Annotated in this window: 12 protein-coding genes; 5 read left to right on the top strand and 7 right to left on the bottom strand. The window is 56.2% G+C overall.

Translation table 11 applies throughout. From position 1 onward, the window contains the following. Window positions 1-4: 4 nt before the first annotated feature. Genes astB through N1689_RS04340 form a run of 4 tightly spaced genes read right to left on the bottom strand, consistent with a single transcriptional unit; the run spans window position 5 to window position 5,044 of the window. Entirely contained in the window at window positions 5-1,333 is a 1,329-nt protein-coding gene (gene astB, locus N1689_RS04355) for an N-succinylarginine dihydrolase (protein WP_260058063.1), read from the bottom strand. Beyond that, window positions 1,330-2,799, bottom strand: coding sequence for a succinylglutamate-semialdehyde dehydrogenase (gene astD / locus N1689_RS04350; RefSeq protein ID WP_260058062.1), 1,470 nt, complete (start codon window positions 2,797-2,799; stop codon window positions 1,330-1,332). The genes astB and astD overlap by 4 nt, the downstream gene beginning before the upstream one ends. Next, window positions 2,796-3,827, bottom strand: a complete 1,032-nt coding sequence (gene astA, locus N1689_RS04345) for an arginine N-succinyltransferase (protein WP_161735862.1) — start codon at window positions 3,825-3,827, stop codon at window positions 2,796-2,798. Before astA ends, astD begins: the two co-directional genes overlap by 4 nt. Continuing rightward, a complete protein-coding gene (locus tag N1689_RS04340; RefSeq protein WP_161735864.1) occupies window positions 3,824-5,044 on the bottom strand; it encodes an aspartate aminotransferase family protein in 1,221 nt (406 codons plus the stop codon). Before N1689_RS04340 ends, astA begins: the two co-directional genes overlap by 4 nt. Window positions 5,045-5,970: 926 nt before the next feature. Here N1689_RS04340 and N1689_RS04335 point away from each other — a divergent pair. Then, window positions 5,971-7,044, top strand: coding sequence for a porin (locus N1689_RS04335; protein ID WP_161736837.1), 1,074 nt, complete (start codon window positions 5,971-5,973; stop codon window positions 7,042-7,044). Between the two features lie 77 nt (window positions 7,045-7,121). Here N1689_RS04335 and N1689_RS04330 read toward each other — a convergent pair whose 3' ends face one another. Then, window positions 7,122-8,678: a bifunctional diguanylate cyclase/phosphodiesterase gene (locus tag N1689_RS04330; protein WP_260058060.1), complete on the bottom strand. Its 1,557-nt coding sequence runs from the start codon at window positions 8,676-8,678 to the stop codon at window positions 7,122-7,124. Window positions 8,679-9,284: 606 nt separating this feature from the next. Here N1689_RS04330 and N1689_RS04325 point away from each other — a divergent pair. The 4 genes from N1689_RS04325 to N1689_RS04310 all read left to right on the top strand — a co-directional run bounded on the left by N1689_RS04325 (window position 9,285) and on the right by N1689_RS04310 (window position 12,261). Next, entirely contained in the window at window positions 9,285-10,829 is a 1,545-nt protein-coding gene (locus N1689_RS04325) for a methyl-accepting chemotaxis protein (protein WP_161736839.1), read from the top strand. Beyond that, window positions 10,826-11,137, top strand: a complete 312-nt coding sequence (locus tag N1689_RS04320) for a hypothetical protein (protein ID WP_161736840.1) — start codon at window positions 10,826-10,828, stop codon at window positions 11,135-11,137. The genes N1689_RS04325 and N1689_RS04320 overlap by 4 nt, the downstream gene beginning before the upstream one ends. A 335-nt stretch (window positions 11,138-11,472) precedes the next feature. Next, on the top strand, window positions 11,473-11,967 hold the full coding sequence (locus tag N1689_RS04315; RefSeq protein WP_161736841.1) for a MarR family winged helix-turn-helix transcriptional regulator: 495 nt from the start codon (window positions 11,473-11,475) through the stop codon (window positions 11,965-11,967). 93 nt (window positions 11,968-12,060) lie between these two features. Further along, window positions 12,061-12,261: a hypothetical protein gene (locus N1689_RS04310; RefSeq protein WP_237566777.1), complete on the top strand. Its 201-nt coding sequence runs from the start codon at window positions 12,061-12,063 to the stop codon at window positions 12,259-12,261. A gap of 153 nt (window positions 12,262-12,414) precedes the next feature. Here N1689_RS04310 and N1689_RS04305 read toward each other — a convergent pair whose 3' ends face one another. Together N1689_RS04305 and N1689_RS04300 are read right to left on the bottom strand one after the other, a co-directional pair. After that, window positions 12,415-13,737 carry a PAS domain-containing methyl-accepting chemotaxis protein gene (locus N1689_RS04305; protein WP_202605114.1) on the bottom strand — a complete coding sequence of 441 codons (1,323 nt, stop codon included), beginning with the start codon at window positions 13,735-13,737 and terminating at the stop codon, window positions 12,415-12,417. 229 nt (window positions 13,738-13,966) lie between these two features. Further along, window positions 13,967-15,400, bottom strand: coding sequence for a YchO/YchP family invasin (locus tag N1689_RS04300; protein ID WP_260058052.1), 1,434 nt, complete (start codon window positions 15,398-15,400; stop codon window positions 13,967-13,969). Between the last annotated feature and the right edge of the window lie 135 nt (window positions 15,401-15,535).

Below are 15,535 nucleotides of genomic sequence, written 5' to 3'. Positions count from 1 at the left end.
TGCTTCACTGCTGAAATGCGTATACATTTCCTAAGTCTAGCAGCTTCGTCAGTTCATCCAGCGCGTCCCGTCCCTCACGCAGCAACTGCGGGTCGACCAGATCGGCCTGCGTCAGGCGATCGCGGTAATGGCGGTCAACCCAGCTATTCAGTGTGCTAAAGAGTTGATCGTTCATCAGCACCGCCGGATTCACTGCCTGCTGCTCCTCTGGTGTCATCACGACCCGCAAACGCAGGCAGGCTGGCCCCCCTCCGTTATACATGCTTTCGCGCAGATCAAATACCTTCAGGGCTTTCAGTGGCGAGTCCCCTTCGACCTGTTCGCACAGGTAGCGCCAGACGCCCGCATGCTGACGTGACTCTTCCGGCAGCACCAGCATCATCGTGCCGTCGGGACGGCTCAGTAGCTGGCTGTTAAACAGATAAGTCTCTACCGCCTCTTTCACTGACACCCGATCTGCCGGCACTTCCAGTGCCACAAAACCGGGGACGCGCGCCCGAAGCTGCGCCAGCAGTTCAGGCTGATCAACAAAGGCGTGCTGATGACAGAACAGCATCTGCTGGTTGCTGACCGCAATCACATCGTTATGAAACACACCCTGATCGATCACCACAGGATTCTGCTGGGCGAACAGCACGCGTTCGGGTGAAAGCTGATGCAGACGGGCCACCGCCTCGCTGGCCTCACGTGTCTGCCGCGCCGGGTAACGTTGCGGAGCGTTGCCCTCATGGCTGCTGTCGCGGCCATAGACAAACAGCTGCACGCCGCGCTCACCATAGGCGCCGCCGAGCCGGTTGTGGTTAGCCGCGCCTTCATCACCAAACATCGCCACCTGCGGCAACGCATCATGCACGGCAAAATGGCGGTCGTCGCGGAAGATGGAACGCAGCAACCAGACCGTTTCCGGCGCTTCCATCGCCCGGTGGAATTTGTTGTTAAGGTTTGCCACCGTCAGGTGAACCCGGCCATCCAGGCTGTCTGCTGACGGCGAAACCGTAGCGGCATTGGCGACCCACATTGCCGACGCGGAGCTGCAGGCGGAAAGTATTCCCGGCGTAGTTTTCCCGGCCGTCGCCAGCACCTGCTCATCGCTGCCGCTGAATCCGAGCTGACGCAGCACCGCAATATTGGGCCGCTCATGTGGCGGGATCACCCCTTGCACGTAGCCCATATCGGCCAGCGCTTTCATCTTCAGCAATCCCTGCTTTGCCGCCAGACGGGGATTCGAGGGCTGCAGCTGGTTGCGGGTTGAGGCTTCGTTACCAAACGACAGCCCGGCATAGTGGTGTGTTAATCCCACCAGCCCATCAAAGTTGGCTTCGGTTGCCTTCATGATCTCGTCTCCGGTGCGGAGAAATCGAGTCCCGGCGACAGCGTAGCGGGTAACGTAAGGTCTGGCGTCTCCAGTGAGGCCATCGGCCAGGCGCAGTAATCCGCCGCATACCAGGCACTGGCGCGATGGTTGCCCGACGCCCCAATGCCGCCAAATGGTGCGGTACTGGCTGCGCCAGTCAGCGGTTTGTTCCAGTTGACGATGCCGGCGCGTGCTTCCAGCAGCAGCTGATCAAACTGCTGGCGCGAAGGCGAAATTAATCCGCACGACAGCCCGTAACGCGTCTGGTTCGCCAGCGCAATCGCCTCATCAAAGGTGTCATAGCGGACGACGCCCAGCAGCGGACCAAAGACCTCTTCATCCGGGATGCCCTGCACGCCGGTCAAATCGATAATGCCTGGCGTCAGAATGGCGCTGTGGCGATCCGGCCAGCGCATCGCCAGCCGCACCTCACCGCCCGCCTCAACCCGACGTTGCCACTCACTCATAATCTTCTCTGCCGCGCCGGTCGAGATCACACTGCCCATAAAGGGTTGTGGCTCCGCATTCCACGCGGCCGGTTGAAGTCGCCCCGCCACCTCCACCAGCCGCTGCAGAAACGCATCACCCGCCTTGCCGCGTTTAACCAGCAGACGCCGGGCGCAGGTGCAGCGCTGTCCGGCGGTAATAAAGGCGGACTGCAACGTGATGTTGACGGCCGCATCCAGGTCAGCCGGATCTTCTACAATCAGAGCGTTATTGCCGCCCATCTCCAGCGCCAGCATCTTCTCAGGCTGACCGGCAAACTGACGATGCAGCTGATAGCCGGTATGGGCGCTGCCGGTAAACAGCAGGCCGTCGATCTGGCTACAGGTGGCCAGCGCCTGCCCGGTTTCACGTCCGCCCTGCAACAGCGCCAGTACGCCAGCTGGCAAGCCCGCGGCCAGCCAGATCTCAACCGTTTTTTCGGCAGTCAGCGGCGTCAGTTCGCTGGGTTTAAAGACCACGCAGTTGCCCGCCAGCAGCGCCGGGACGATATGACCGTTTGGCAGATGACCGGGGAAGTTATAGGGACCAAACACCGCCAGCACGCCGTGGGGACGATGGCGCAGCGAACTTTCGCCTTCATGCTGCTCACCGGTGCGGCTATGGTACGCCTTTACTGAAAAGCCGATTTTATTGATCATCGCGCCGACTTCGGTCAGCGCTTCCCAGCGCGGCTTGCCGGTTTCACGGGCAATGGTTTCTGCCATTTCTGTTTTGTGCGCTTCAAGCCCGGCCGCAAATTTCTCTATGATCGCCTGCCGTTCCGCCAGCGGGCGTCTGGCCCAGACCGGAAAGACGCCGCGCGCCGCGTCACAGGCCACCGTGACCTGCGCGGCCGATGCCGCCTGGCCCTGCCATAGCGTCTCGCCGCTGACCGGATCCGCTTTGGTCAGGACCTCCGCGTCACCGTCTACCCATTCTCCCTTTATCAGGTGCGTCATGCTGTTTTCTCCTCTTTGCAGAGCGTCACCACGCGCAGGCTGTCGCCCGGCTGGCAATGGAGCGCCCGCATCTGTTCATCCGTAAGCTGTACGCTGTCGCTGTCGGCATGGGCCGGGATCAGCGCCACACGGAACTGGCGGTAATGGTTATTGGCAACCAGGCAGAGCGGCGCATCAGCCGGGTTTTCACCCCGATCTGCGCTGCGCAGACGGCTTTTGCGCACAGCACGGATATGGTCGATATCGCACTCCAGCGTCGGGCCGCCATCAAAGATGTCAACATAGTTGAGGTAGCGGAAACCTTCCGCCTCCAGCACGGCACGGGCAGGGGCAGTTTGTGGATGCACCTGCCCGATGACCGCCTGCGCCTCTGGCGTCAGGTAGTCGATATAGAGCGGGTGTTTCGGCATCAGCTCCGCGATAAACGATTTCTGGCCGGTGCCGCTGAGGAAATCGGCTTTACTGAATTCCATTGAGAAAAAACGGCTGCCCACGCTCTCCCAGAACGGCGAATGGCCCTGCTCATCGCTGACACCACGCATCTCAGCCACCACGCGGTCGGTGAAGCGTTCACGGAAGTTCGCCATAAACAGGAAACGGGACTTCGAGAGCAGATAACCATTTTTGCCGTCACGGTAATCGGGATCGAGAAACAGCGTACACAATTCACTGCTGCCGGTGTGATCGTTACTCAGCGACAGCGTTGGCAGCGCGGCGTAGACATTCAGCTCTTTCGAGGCGTGCACCTGCGTGCCGACGCGAAAGTTGTACCAGGGATCCTGCAGGCCGACCGCCACCTCGATAGCGCAGATGCCGACAGCGCGATTATCTTCACTGTCCGCCAGTACAAAGACATAGCCCTGTTCAGCGCGCGGCAGCGTATCCTCCCAGGTCTGCAGCGATCGATCGATACGCGCCTGTAAGGTGGCGCTATCAACGGGCAGCGAGGTCAGCCCACCGCCGGTTTTACCGGCCAGCGCCATCAGCTGGCTTAAATCATCGCGTTCAACCGGACGGATTACCATCATGATGCGGACCCTCGAACCAGGCGTGCACACACCTCAGCAAAGCGTGCCATGCCGAGCTTCACTTCCTGCTCACTGATATTCAGCGCGGGGGCAAAACGTACCACGTTGGCCCCGGCAATCAGCACCATCACGCCCATCTCAGCGGCGGCAAGGTTGATTTCTTTGGCTTTACCGGCAAAGTCGTCGCTGAGCACCGCGCCAATCAGCAGACCCAGACCGCGCACCTCTTTAAACAGATGCAGGCGCTGATTGATCTCATCAAGGGCCGCGACAATCCACTCGTGGCGCTGCGTGACACCTGTCATCATGTCAGGCTGGTTGATCAGCTCCATCACTTTACCGGCAACCGCGCCCGCCAGCGGATTGCCGCCATAGGTGGTGCCATGGGTACCGACGCCCATCACCAGCGCCAGATCGTCACGGGTCAGCATCGCACCTATCGGGAAGCCGCCACCCAGCGCTTTGGCGCTGGTGAGGACATCCGGCGTGACGCCATAGTGCATATAGGCGTAAAGCGAACCGGTACGCCCCACGCCGCTCTGCACTTCATCAAAAATCAGCACGGCCTGATGCTTATCACAGAGTTCACGCAGTCCGCGCAGGAACGCTGGATCGGCAGGCAGCACGCCGCCCTCACCCTGGATCGGTTCAACAATTACGGCGCAGGTATGGTCATTAATCAGTTCGGCAGCTGCAGCCAGATCGTTAAACGGTGCATGCTGAATCTCAGGCGGCAGCGGCGCAAAATCTTTTGAGTAGGCGGGCTGACCACCGGCTGAGACGGTAAACAGGGTGCGACCATGAAACGCATTTTTAAACGCCACAATGCCACTTTTATGCGGGCCAGCACGATCATGCGCGACTTTACGCGCCAGTTTCAGTGCTGCTTCGTTTGCCTCCGCGCCGGAGTTACAGAAGAACACCCGGTCTGCAAAGGTGGCGTCGATTAACTGCTTCGCCAGTCGCAGAATCGGTTCGTTGGTGTAGCCATTACCGGTGTGCCATAACCGTGCGGCCTGTTCCTGCAACGCCTGCTGTAACGCCGGATGCGCATGCCCTAACGCATTGACGGCGATGCCACCGGCAAAGTCGATATAGTCTTTACCGTTTTGATCCCAGACGGTCGAGCCTTCTGCGCGAACCGGTATAAAGGTCGCTGGTGCATAAACCGGCATCATCCATTGATCGAAATCGTGACGCGAAACGTGCAGTGCCATAACCCACTCTCCTGCTTTACTTTACCGGCCGGGTAAAGCTTATGTTTTAAAATTGTTAAAAGATGTTGTAGTGCAGCCCTACTGTAGAGTGCAGTTAACGTGCCAGCCAGAGAATTAATGCATAAAATGGTTACCACAACGCAATATCAATGAGTTAGGTGGTTACAATATTCACTTAATTTGCATATATAGTGAATAATTTTCTGACTGAAGCGGCAAAGCCGGGTTTTAAACAGCAGAATTATGCATTCGCGGGATGAAATATCGCTTTTGTGATCGCTGATAAATTATCTCTCCATAAAAACCCATTCTTTGCCCTTTTTTAGCGCAGTTTGCCTCTCACTGGTGCAGCCGTAGCTGCGGGATTTCGTCTGGCAAAAGAGGGTTTAATGGCAAAACTTAACAAACTATTTTCATTTATCACGCCAGGCGAATTAATTTCCCCGCCTGTTATCGTTCAATTAATGATCAATATGATGACGCTTTAATCACTCTCGTGCGGATTATTTCTGACGTGATTATCGGGCGGGAAATAATATTTATTAAAAGATGCACAGATATTAATATGCAGACTAATGGTTAGAAGTGAATCCTTGTGGAATTATCACTATCAGAATACTCACTATAATTAATGCAGAGCTTTATCTGATTAATTTATATACTTTAAAGTTATGAATTTTAGCGAAAAAAGGCATTTAACTCATTGATTAAAAACCATATCTATACAGAAAGTTCAGGCATTTTATTAGAAGAAAATCTTATTACCTTGTCATTTAATCTTCTGTTGTCCGATGATATCCATTAGCTGAATATAGACATCACATTTTGTTACTTTTATTGCACTTTGTAATTTTAACTTTTTGTGTCATTTTCATTTCACCCCGCATCAGGGGAATAATAATTAATGAATACAGGGTAATAATTAAATGATGAAGCGCACTTTACTGGCGGCTATTATGCCGTTACTGATCGGTCTTTCCTCCGCACAGGCCGCAGAAATTTATAACAAGGATGGCAATAAGCTGGACCTGGTCGGCAAGATTAACGTGTCACACCTCTTTTCTGATGACGATAACAACAACGGCGATACTTCTTCGTATGCCCGTTTTGGTTTCAAGGGCGAGACGAAGATTACCGATCAGCTCACCGGTTATGGTTTCTGGCAGTATCAGTACAGCCTTCACAACTCCGAAGGCAGTGACGCACAGGCTACCAACCGCACCCGTCTGGGTTATGCTGGCCTGAAATTTGGCAAGGCCGGTGCGCTGGATTACGGACGTAACTATGGCCTGGTCTATGACGCGCTGAGTTACACCGATATGCTGCCGTTCTTCGGCGGTGATTCCGGTTATACCGACGCCTTCCTCTCTGGCCGCTCAACCGGCGTGCTGACCTGGCGTAACAGTGATTTCTTTGGTCTGGTAGACGGGTTAAACCTTGCTGCACAGTATCAGGGCAAAAACGACCGCAGCAGTAACATCGACGGCGTGCGTCGTTCCAATGGCGATGGTTTTGCCCTCTCCGCGTCTTATGACTTCGATTTCGGCCTGAGCTTCGCTGGCGCATTTGCCAGCCTGGATCGCACCACGGCGCAGAACGCAGCCGCACGCGGTGAAGGCGATAAAGCCCAGCACTGGGCGACCTCAGTCAAATATGATGCGAACCAGGTGTATCTGGCCGCGATGTACGGCGAAACTCTGAACGCCACGCCGATTAGCGGCGGCTTCGCCAACAAAGCGCAAAACTTTGAAGCCGTGGCGCAGTATCAGTTCCTGAACGGCTTGCGTCCATCCGTGGGTTACGTCTCATCGAAGGGCAAAGAGATTGAAAATATCGGCGATGCCGACATTATTAAGTACACCGCCGTGGGTGCCACCTACTACTTCAACAAGAACATGTCGGTCTATGGTGAATATCGCATCAACCTGTTGAAAGATAACAACCCGCTCGGTCTGGCGACCGACGACATCACCGCGCTGGGTCTGATTTACCAGTTCTGATGAGACAGCAGGCCCGGCGCTTCCTGCCGGGCCTGTTGACTGACTCACGCCAGGCATAATCTGTTCTCACGCCGGTTTCAGCCCAGCGCCCTGACTAAGTTAACCGCCACGGCCTCTTCCTCCATCAGCTCTTCCACGTTGGCCGAGGCCAGCAGCGTGGTTGCCTGCCCGGCAGGTACCGGACGGCTGAAAAGATACCCCTGACCATAATCACAGCCGCGTTTTCTCAGCCACCGCAGCGTGGTGACGTCCTCGATCCCCTCTGCCGTAATCACCACATTCAGCCCCTGACAGAGCGCCAGCAGCGTTTCCACGACTTTCCGCTGCTCCGACCCGGTCACAATTCCGGCAATAAACGTCTGATCAATTTTGATTTTGGTAATACCCAGCCCCAGTAATACGGAGAGATTGGAATAGCCGGTACCGAAATCGTCCAGTACCACGCCGATACCGTCCTCTTTCAGCTGACGTATCGCCTCACGGGCATCATCAGAGATGGTCATGACGTTCTGTTCCGTGATCTCCAGTTCCAGCATAACCGGTCCGGCTTGCTGCATAATGCGGGACAGACAGGTGGTCAGCGACGGTCTCAGCAGCTGCTCCGGGGTAATGTTCAGCGACAGGCAGAGCCCGGCAGGCCATGCCCGTGTTGCACTGACCGCATCCTGCAGCAGCGCCACGGTCATGCTGTCCATCAACCCCAGCCGTTCCACCACCGGCAAAAACTCGGCCGGTGAAACCGTCTGCCCCGACGCGGTGATCCAGCGTGCCAGTATTTCAAAGCCGGTAATATTTCCGCTTCGCAGCGACACCAGCGGCTGCAGAAAGGGAACGATAGCGTGGCCGCTGACGGCGGCAACCACCTCCTGCTCCAGCCTTTCGCGCTGGCGAAAACGCAGTTCCATATCTGGCGAGAAGCGCGCCAGATAGGCGCCCTTATCCTGCTTCGCCTCGTATAACGCCAGATCGGCTGCCCGCATCACATCAGCCTGCGCCGTGCAGGTTGAGCTGGCAATACCGGCTGAGAGACTCAGGAAGGTGTGGGGACCGGTGCGGATGGATGTCGCCTGCTGACAGAAACGCCTCGCGGCATCAAGCGCCTGATCCGCCTGAGAAGCATCGGCAACAATGGCAAACTCATCCCCACCTACGCGGAATACCTGGCTCCCGCTGTCGGCCGAGGCAGTCAGCAGACTGGCCAAAGCGATCAGCGTGGCATCACCCTGACGATGACCGTTCAGATCATTGATACTTTTGAACTCATTAATGTCGAGCAGTGTCAGGGTATAGGGCACCTCACCAGCATCAAGTTCTGCAATATACTCATTCAAGGACCGGCGGTTCAGGACCCCGGTCAGCGCATCGGTTCCGGCCAGCCTGAGCGCATCTTTTTCCGCTCTGAGTGCTTTGCGGATCAGATTCGCGATAAACAGCGCCGGAATAATCATCGCCAGCCCGGCAAATGAGGTTGAGGTCACGATAAACCGCACCCGCTCACTGGTTTCAAAATCGGGATCGTAGCCCAGGCCCAGCAGGCTGGAAATCCGTGCCTCAAGCCCGAATTCCCACAGTGTTGAGAGTAAAATGATGGTCGCAATATTCAGCACTGCGAGCCAGAAAAGTTTCAGGCGCATGCGTTCATTCCCGGTGATGGAGAGTGTCAGAGTGTTGTTTTAATTATCAGTAAAAAACCGGGGTGTATTTCTTATAGCCTGTCAGCTTAACTACCGACGATAATCACCCCTCCGCTATTTCTTTTTATAGAAATCACGCGTTCTCACCCGCCTCGCGCCAGCACAACAGAAGAGCTGCACTGAGCGGCGCGTGCCGGTTACGTCATCAATATCGATGAGTGTTCTATCGGCAGCGGCGGCGAGATTAACAGGCCGGTCCGGTTATATTTGTGCATTACAAGGGTTCCGACGGGTTATGCATCCGGGATGGTGCACCACCGCACAGCGCGTCAGAATGCACCATGCCAGCCATATTAAATTTCTAATTAACAATAAGTTGATGTGTCATTATCGCCGCAGGTCGTTGCGCAAATTTGCGTTACAAAGCCTGAGAATATGACACTTTTTTATTTTTTTACTGTCGGTCCAATCACGCGGGGCACACTCCGGCAGAACGGACTTTTGTTGTACAAAACTAAATAGCGATCAATTTAGTTGAACCCAACCCTACAGAACCCTCTCCGACTGCCGATACCGGATTACCCAACGAACGCTTCTGGAAGATCGATGAAAATCTCAACGCGCCTTAGCGCAGGTTTTGGCCTGCTGATTTTGCTATTTATTATTTGTGCCGGTACCGCGATTCAGGCGCTTAATAGCGCCCGTAATAGCATGGACGAAGTGGTCAATGTCCGGCTGAAAAAGTACCAGACCGTACTGGATATGCGTGGCGGCGTGCGGGATATGGCTATTGCAGTGCGTAACCTGGCCCTGATGACCGATCCTGTTGCGATGAAGCCAGAATGGGAACGTCTGCAAAAACAGCAGGCGCTTTACATCAGCAATCGTGAAGCGCTGTCGCACATGATGCAAACTGACGCCGGCCCCGCGGGACGCGAGGCGATGGGCAGAATTGAATCTGCCGAAGGGGCCGCGCTATCCACCCTGATGAACGCCGGGAAACTCGGGCTGGAAAACCGTCAGCAGGAGGTTACCGACTATCTGTTAACCGTAGCGCGTCCTGCGCAGCAGACTCTGCTTAAAGCGATCAACGATCTGACGGAGCTTGAGATGCGCAACAGCCGGGATGCGGTGGTGGAAAACGGTAACGCGATCGCCCGCACCACCTGGATACTGATCATCCTGGCAGCAATCTCCGTGCTGGCTGCGGTCGCCACCTGCGTGTTTATTGTGCGTATGCTGATGCGTCAGCTGGGCGGCGAACCTGTTCAGGCACAGACGCTGGCTGCCGCAATTGCCGCTGGCGATCTCACCTCCGCAGTTACGCTACGCCGTGGCGACAGCACCAGCCTGCTTGCCTCGTTAAGCGGTATGCAGACCAATCTGCGCGGGCTGGTGTCGCAAATTAAAGAGGCTTCCGCTTCGGTGGCGCTGGCGGCCGATGAGATTTCTCAGGGCAACAGTGAGCTGTCATCCCGTACCGAGCAGCAGGCTGCTGCGCTGCAGGAAACCGCAGCCAGCATGGAGCAGCTCACTGCCACCGTAAAAAGCAATGCGGCGGGCGCGCATCAGACGGCGGGTTCAGCACGCGAGGCTGCCACGCTGGCTCATGCGGGCGAAGTGGATGTTCAGCGCCTGTCAGAAACCATGCATGACATTTCGCTGAGTGCCGTGCGGGTGCGTGACATTACCTCTGTGATAGAAGGTATCGCTTTCCAGACCAATATTCTGGCGCTTAACGCTGCCGTAGAAGCAGCACGTGCCGGTGAAGACGGTCGCGGATTTGCTGTGGTCGCGGGTGAAGTCCGCTCGCTGGCCCAGCGCAGCGCCACTGCAGCGCGCGACATCAAGCAACTGATTGAGCAGGCGGTCACGCAGGTTGAGGAAGGCGTCACCGTGGCGGCAGGAACGGGTGAGCGCATCCTGGAAATTGTCAGCCGCGTGGGCGAACTGGCCGATGCCATGGACAACCTCTCACTCTCCTCCGGTGAACAGATGCAGGGCATCTCCCAGGTCAGTATTGCAGTCAGTCAGATGGACGGCGTCACGCAGAATAACGCTGCGCTGGTGGAAGAGTCCTCTTCCGCGTCACAGTCCCTGCTGGCGCAGGCGCGCGATCTGCGCGGCATGGTGGGGACCTTCACCGTATGAACCCTTCCGGCGGACAACTCTCCGTCGGCACGGCTGACCTTATCAGCCGGATCGGTGGCCTGAAACAGGATGTGGATATTCTGCTTCAGCAACTCAGTGAAGGCGAGTATCTGAGTGTGGATACGTTCGCCAATAACTGGATACATCTGACCCAGCTTTACAGCCGGATTCAGGCGCACATGAGTGATCGCGCCCTGATGGACAAACTGGTACGCAGCGACCTGTTGCTGGCCGCTGACCTGCTGGCGGTGGGAAGAATGATTGCGGTCATGGATAACTTTCTGCGCTGCGCGGTCATTACCCGATGACCGGATCAGGGCGCTGACAGTGCACGGCATTCACTTCTGCGTTAAATGCTGAAATTTTGCAGCAAATCTTCGCCGTTTTGCCCCTGGCGCACGTTGTGCGCCAGGGGCTGCGCCCGGTTATATTGACTTCAATTTAATTTGACTCAATACTGAGCCACCTTTCAACCGGAGGCGTAGCCAACGGCTTTTCCTCTCGCCGCGAAAGCGATTGAAAGTTGGGTTTCTGACACCCGAAAAGAGATGCTGCTGCAGTCAGCATCTCCCCGATATACACTTAGCAAGACTTCAGGGCTGATAAGCCGCCGGTGGTCTGGCTCTCCTGCCCCGGACTCAGAATGAGTAAAAATATGAATGATGAAACCGTGGGGATCGCTGATACGTCTCCCGCCAGTGCCGCGCCAGAAACCATCGACCAGTTTCTCTGCTTTGCGCTCTATTCCGCATCGCTCGCCATGACAAAGCTCTATCAGTCGCGGCTGAAACCGCTTGGGCTGACCTATCCGCAGTATCTGGTACTGCTGGTGCTGTGGGAAAAAGATCGCCTGACCGTTTCTGAGATTGGCGCGCGCGTCCGGCTGGATTCCGGCACGCTCAGTCAGCTTCTGAAGCGGCTGGAGAGCGCTGGCATTATCTGTCGGCAGCGTGACACCGGGAAGGATGAGCGTCGGGTTGTGGTCTCACTGACGGAACAGGGCCACCAGCTTAAAGTCGCGGCGGCGGGTGTCCCGGCAGATATGATCTCAGTAATGGATACCGCCTGCAGTGAGCTGGGTGAACTGACGACCCAGGTTGCCACACTGCGGGAAAAACTGCTTAAGGCTCTGCCATAATGCTCGCTTTCGATAAACAGACGGGCAGGCTGAATCACCGACGCGTTGCCCATTCAGATGCTGTTCAGCAGAATTGCTGCCCTGGAGTTTCTTTTGAGCATCGATAAACCGGCGGATATGGATGATGTCCATGCCGTGGTAGGACAGGCTGTTTCCAGCCTGCTGAAGTCAGGTAAGACAGCAGGAATCCAGGAAATCATTGCGTTTCTGAAACAACAGGAAGCGCGGTCTGTCAACGGTCAGAGAGAAGTCTACGCCAGAGCCGTTCGTGTCGTGACGAAACTGGTTAACTGACCATGCCGGGCTGAGCGGCGCTGTTCAGATAAGCGTCACAACCGCCGTTCCTTATTCTCCTGTTCGTACCCACGCCGGACCTGGCCCGATTCATCCCTGCTCTTCCGGGCCACGCCTTCACCGGCCCTGTTTACCCGGCCGATGAAGGCGTCGTTATTCGCTATGTGCCGCGCGGGCAACGTCTCTGACGGCGCTTTCAACCCGCTCTGAATCCTTCTTAATACTGGCAATCACGTCTCCTGCCTCACGCATCAGCAGTACCCCCTGACCGGTGTTCGCCAGCGAGGTTTCAATTCCCCGCAGCACCTCTCTGGCCAGTTGATTATTCCCTGTGGCTACCCGCTCAATCTCCTCGGTCGCACTGCTGACGCTGGCCGCCAGGCTGCGGACCTCTGCCGCCACAACGGCAAAGCTGCGGCCTGACGTGCCCGCCCGCGCCGCTTCAATGGCGGCATTCAGTGCAATAAGGCGGGTCTGCATGGCAAAGCGTCGGATGGTTTCAACCATGCCATTAATGCTGTCAGACTGGCTGTTCAGGCGCGTCACATCTGCCGAGACCACGCTCATCTCTTCAGCAATCCGGCTGATCATCTGAATGCTGTTGTCGATAACATCCGCACCCGCCTGTGCACTTCCCCGCGTCTGTACGGCCATGTTCCAGGCATTTAATGCCGCATCATATTCCTGCTGATTACGTAGCACCTGTTCCGTCACATCGGTGGCGAATTTAACAATTTTAATGAGCTGTCCATCGCTGTTAAAAACCGGGTTGTAAGTGGCCCTGAGCCAGAGCGGTTCGCCACGCCGGTTAAGACGGGGAAACTGGCCCGAAAAAAACTCGCCCTGATTCAGCCTCACCCAGAACTGCCGATACTCCTCACTCTGAGAGAGCGCATCCGAACAGAAAAGCCGGTGATGCTTTCCTGTTACTTCAGCAGCCTGATAGCCGGTAGCCTTAAGGAAGTTATCATTTGCCTCCAGCACGTGGCCGTCAGGACTGAATGCGATCACGGCCATGGAGCGGCTGATCGCATTGATGATGGACTCCTGCTCCAGTGATGACTGCATTCTTTCTGAAATATCAGCCGCTATTTTCACGATTTTGAATACCCGTCCGCGCCGGTCAGTCACCGGAATATAGCTCGCCTCCAGCCAGACCGGTCGCATGCCGTTCGCCAGCCGCAGATATTTATCACTGAAGCTTTCGCCTGCCGCCAGACGCTGCCAGAAACGTTGGTACTCTGGCGAGTTCACCAGCGCGGGCGGGCAGAACATGCTGTGATGCTGGCCGACAATGTCGTCCGCCCGGTATCCCATGGCGGCCAGAAATAGCGGGCTGGCTTTCTGAATAATGCCCTCAGGCGTGAACTCAATCACGGGCATAGCGCGCCCCAGCGAGCGGAAAGACGCGGCGGCGTGCAGATCACGCTGACGAAGAAAAGCAGGGACAAGATATTTCAGTAAACTCAGGCGCATAAGCAAGACCAGTAAACGATGGAATTGCTCTTATCATCGGCATTTTGCCAGCGTCCCTTACGCATCGCTGCGATAGTTGCGACTGATGATTGCAACATGATGTTACTACTGACACATAAGCCTGACGGCCGCACAGCATCGGTACAGTGGTCAGATGAATCCGGGCGGACGGGTCATGCATCACGCTGGTCAGATTTACCCGCCAGAGCGCAGTGCTGGCAGGTTCCCGCTACAGCGCCGTACCGGTAGGCGCCATTAAATCGTAACGATCGGTCTGCGGAGCCGCGTCCATCGCCATCGGTGGCTCAACCTTCAGGGTGATCCAGTTAGAGGTGACACGCTGCTGCTTGCTGTCCTCCAGCGTTACCGACAGCCGGTATTCGTTGCTGGCGTCTGGCGACGGATCCCATTGCGGTAAAATCACACTCCAGCCCTGCGGATCGGCGTTATTGGCCGGTGGCGTCAGGCTCAGCGCCTGCGTGTCACCCTGCCAGCTCACTGCCCTGATGTCATTGCTTGCCCGCACCTGTAGCTTCAGCGGCAGACTCTCGCCACTGCTTAACTGCCAGGGCGGTGTCGCCAGAAATACCGACAGGGTTTTGCGCTGACGGAATGAGAGCACCGGCGTATCGCTGCGGGTCACGGTATCGTAACGGCTGCCACGCAGAGAGCGCGCTTCCGCGACGTTACCAGCGTCAAGCTGACGGCTCAGCGCCACGCCGAAGCGATAGTTCAGTTTCAGCCCCAGTTGATCCTGGCTTTCACCAGCACTGCTGGTTTTGTGAGTAGCAGACAGCGTTACCAGCGGCACCGGTGTGTAAGAGAGGCCAAACGACATGGCAGAGGGATTGTGATAGCGGTTGCCGCTGTTAAACAGATCGACATTTTCACCCAGATATTGCTGATAGCTTACCGAGACGCCCAGCTGACGATAAAAGGGCAGATAGCTCTGGCTGGTGATGTCATAGCCGCGCGCCATGCGCTGCTGCTGCGAACTGCCAAGATTTTTCCAGCCGGAAAGTGGCTGATAGTAGTTGGCAGAGAAACGCATCGAATCACTCCAGGCTTCAGTTCCCACCGAGGCGCGCTGCAGGCCGCTGCTGAAGACGTGATCAACAAAGCCGTTGTAGCCCAGCAGCCAGTTACCGGCGTCCCACCGCTGTCCCAGTCCCGCATTGCCGACCAGACCCTCACCGGTATCATGCAGGCCAAGCTGGCTGAAGGTAAGCTGGCTATTCTCGTCGGCCAGTGCGCTGAAGAGATCGCCGCCAGTGCCGGTGAAGTTTCCGTTCATGTCGACTTTCAGGTCCAGCTGCGCGTTACCATAAGGCGACAGCAGTGACTGCCCTTCGCTCTCAACCCGACCGGCCACTTCATCACGCAGATGATTGAACGCCCAGACGCCCGCCTGCTGGCCAAACGTCACATTGCTGTCGCTGTTGTTACTCGCTTCACCGATGCTTTTCGCCACAGCCGCCAGCTTTTTGCTCCACGCTTCATCCTCGTCGCGGGTGCTGCCGAGCGTCGGGAGCGAATCACTGTAGCGCGCAGGATTGTCGAAGGGCGTTTCTGACACTGTTGTTTCAGTCTGGAACGCGTGAGCGCTCTGCAAGGCAGAGAGCGACAGCGCAATCAAAGAGAGAACCCCTGTTTTCCGTATCATGTCACCTGGCACATTGATTAATTTGTCACTGCGATAAAAGTCAAATTCATTCACAGTTACCTTAACATATTGTGACGGCGATGCAGGACAGCAGAGGCAAATTGTGCATATACCAGAAAAGTCTGGCAGAAAAAA

Source organism: Pantoea sp. XY16 (genome assembly GCF_025153065.1).
Classification (GTDB): Bacteria; Pseudomonadota; Gammaproteobacteria; order Enterobacterales; family Enterobacteriaceae; genus Pantoea; species Pantoea alfalfae.
Note: the sequence above shows the minus strand (reverse complement) of the source record. Positions and strands in the feature narration are given on the sequence as shown.

What these genes read in the sequence shown, in the direction of transcription:
- astB (WP_260058063.1), bottom strand. Translation starts at nt 1,333, where the DNA reads ATGAAGGCAACCGAAGCCAACTTTGATGGGCTGGTGGGATTAACACAC.
- astD (WP_260058062.1), bottom strand. Translation starts at nt 2,799, where the DNA reads ATGACGCACCTGATAAAGGGAGAATGGGTAGACGGTGACGCGGAGGTC.
- astA (WP_161735862.1), bottom strand. Translation starts at nt 3,827, where the DNA reads ATGATGGTAATCCGTCCGGTTGAACGCGATGATTTAAGCCAGCTGATG.
- N1689_RS04340 (WP_161735864.1), bottom strand. Translation starts at nt 5,044, where the DNA reads ATGGCACTGCACGTTTCGCGTCACGATTTCGATCAATGGATGATGCCG.
- N1689_RS04335 (WP_161736837.1), top strand. Translation starts at nt 5,971, where the DNA reads ATGATGAAGCGCACTTTACTGGCGGCTATTATGCCGTTACTGATCGGT.
- N1689_RS04330 (WP_260058060.1), bottom strand. Translation starts at nt 8,678, where the DNA reads ATGCGCCTGAAACTTTTCTGGCTCGCAGTGCTGAATATTGCGACCATC.
- N1689_RS04325 (WP_161736839.1), top strand. Translation starts at nt 9,285, where the DNA reads ATGAAAATCTCAACGCGCCTTAGCGCAGGTTTTGGCCTGCTGATTTTG.
- N1689_RS04320 (WP_161736840.1), top strand. Translation starts at nt 10,826, where the DNA reads ATGAACCCTTCCGGCGGACAACTCTCCGTCGGCACGGCTGACCTTATC.
- N1689_RS04315 (WP_161736841.1), top strand. Translation starts at nt 11,473, where the DNA reads ATGAGTAAAAATATGAATGATGAAACCGTGGGGATCGCTGATACGTCT.
- N1689_RS04305 (WP_202605114.1), bottom strand. Translation starts at nt 13,737, where the DNA reads ATGCGCCTGAGTTTACTGAAATATCTTGTCCCTGCTTTTCTTCGTCAG.
- N1689_RS04300 (WP_260058052.1), bottom strand. Translation starts at nt 15,400, where the DNA reads ATGATACGGAAAACAGGGGTTCTCTCTTTGATTGCGCTGTCGCTCTCT.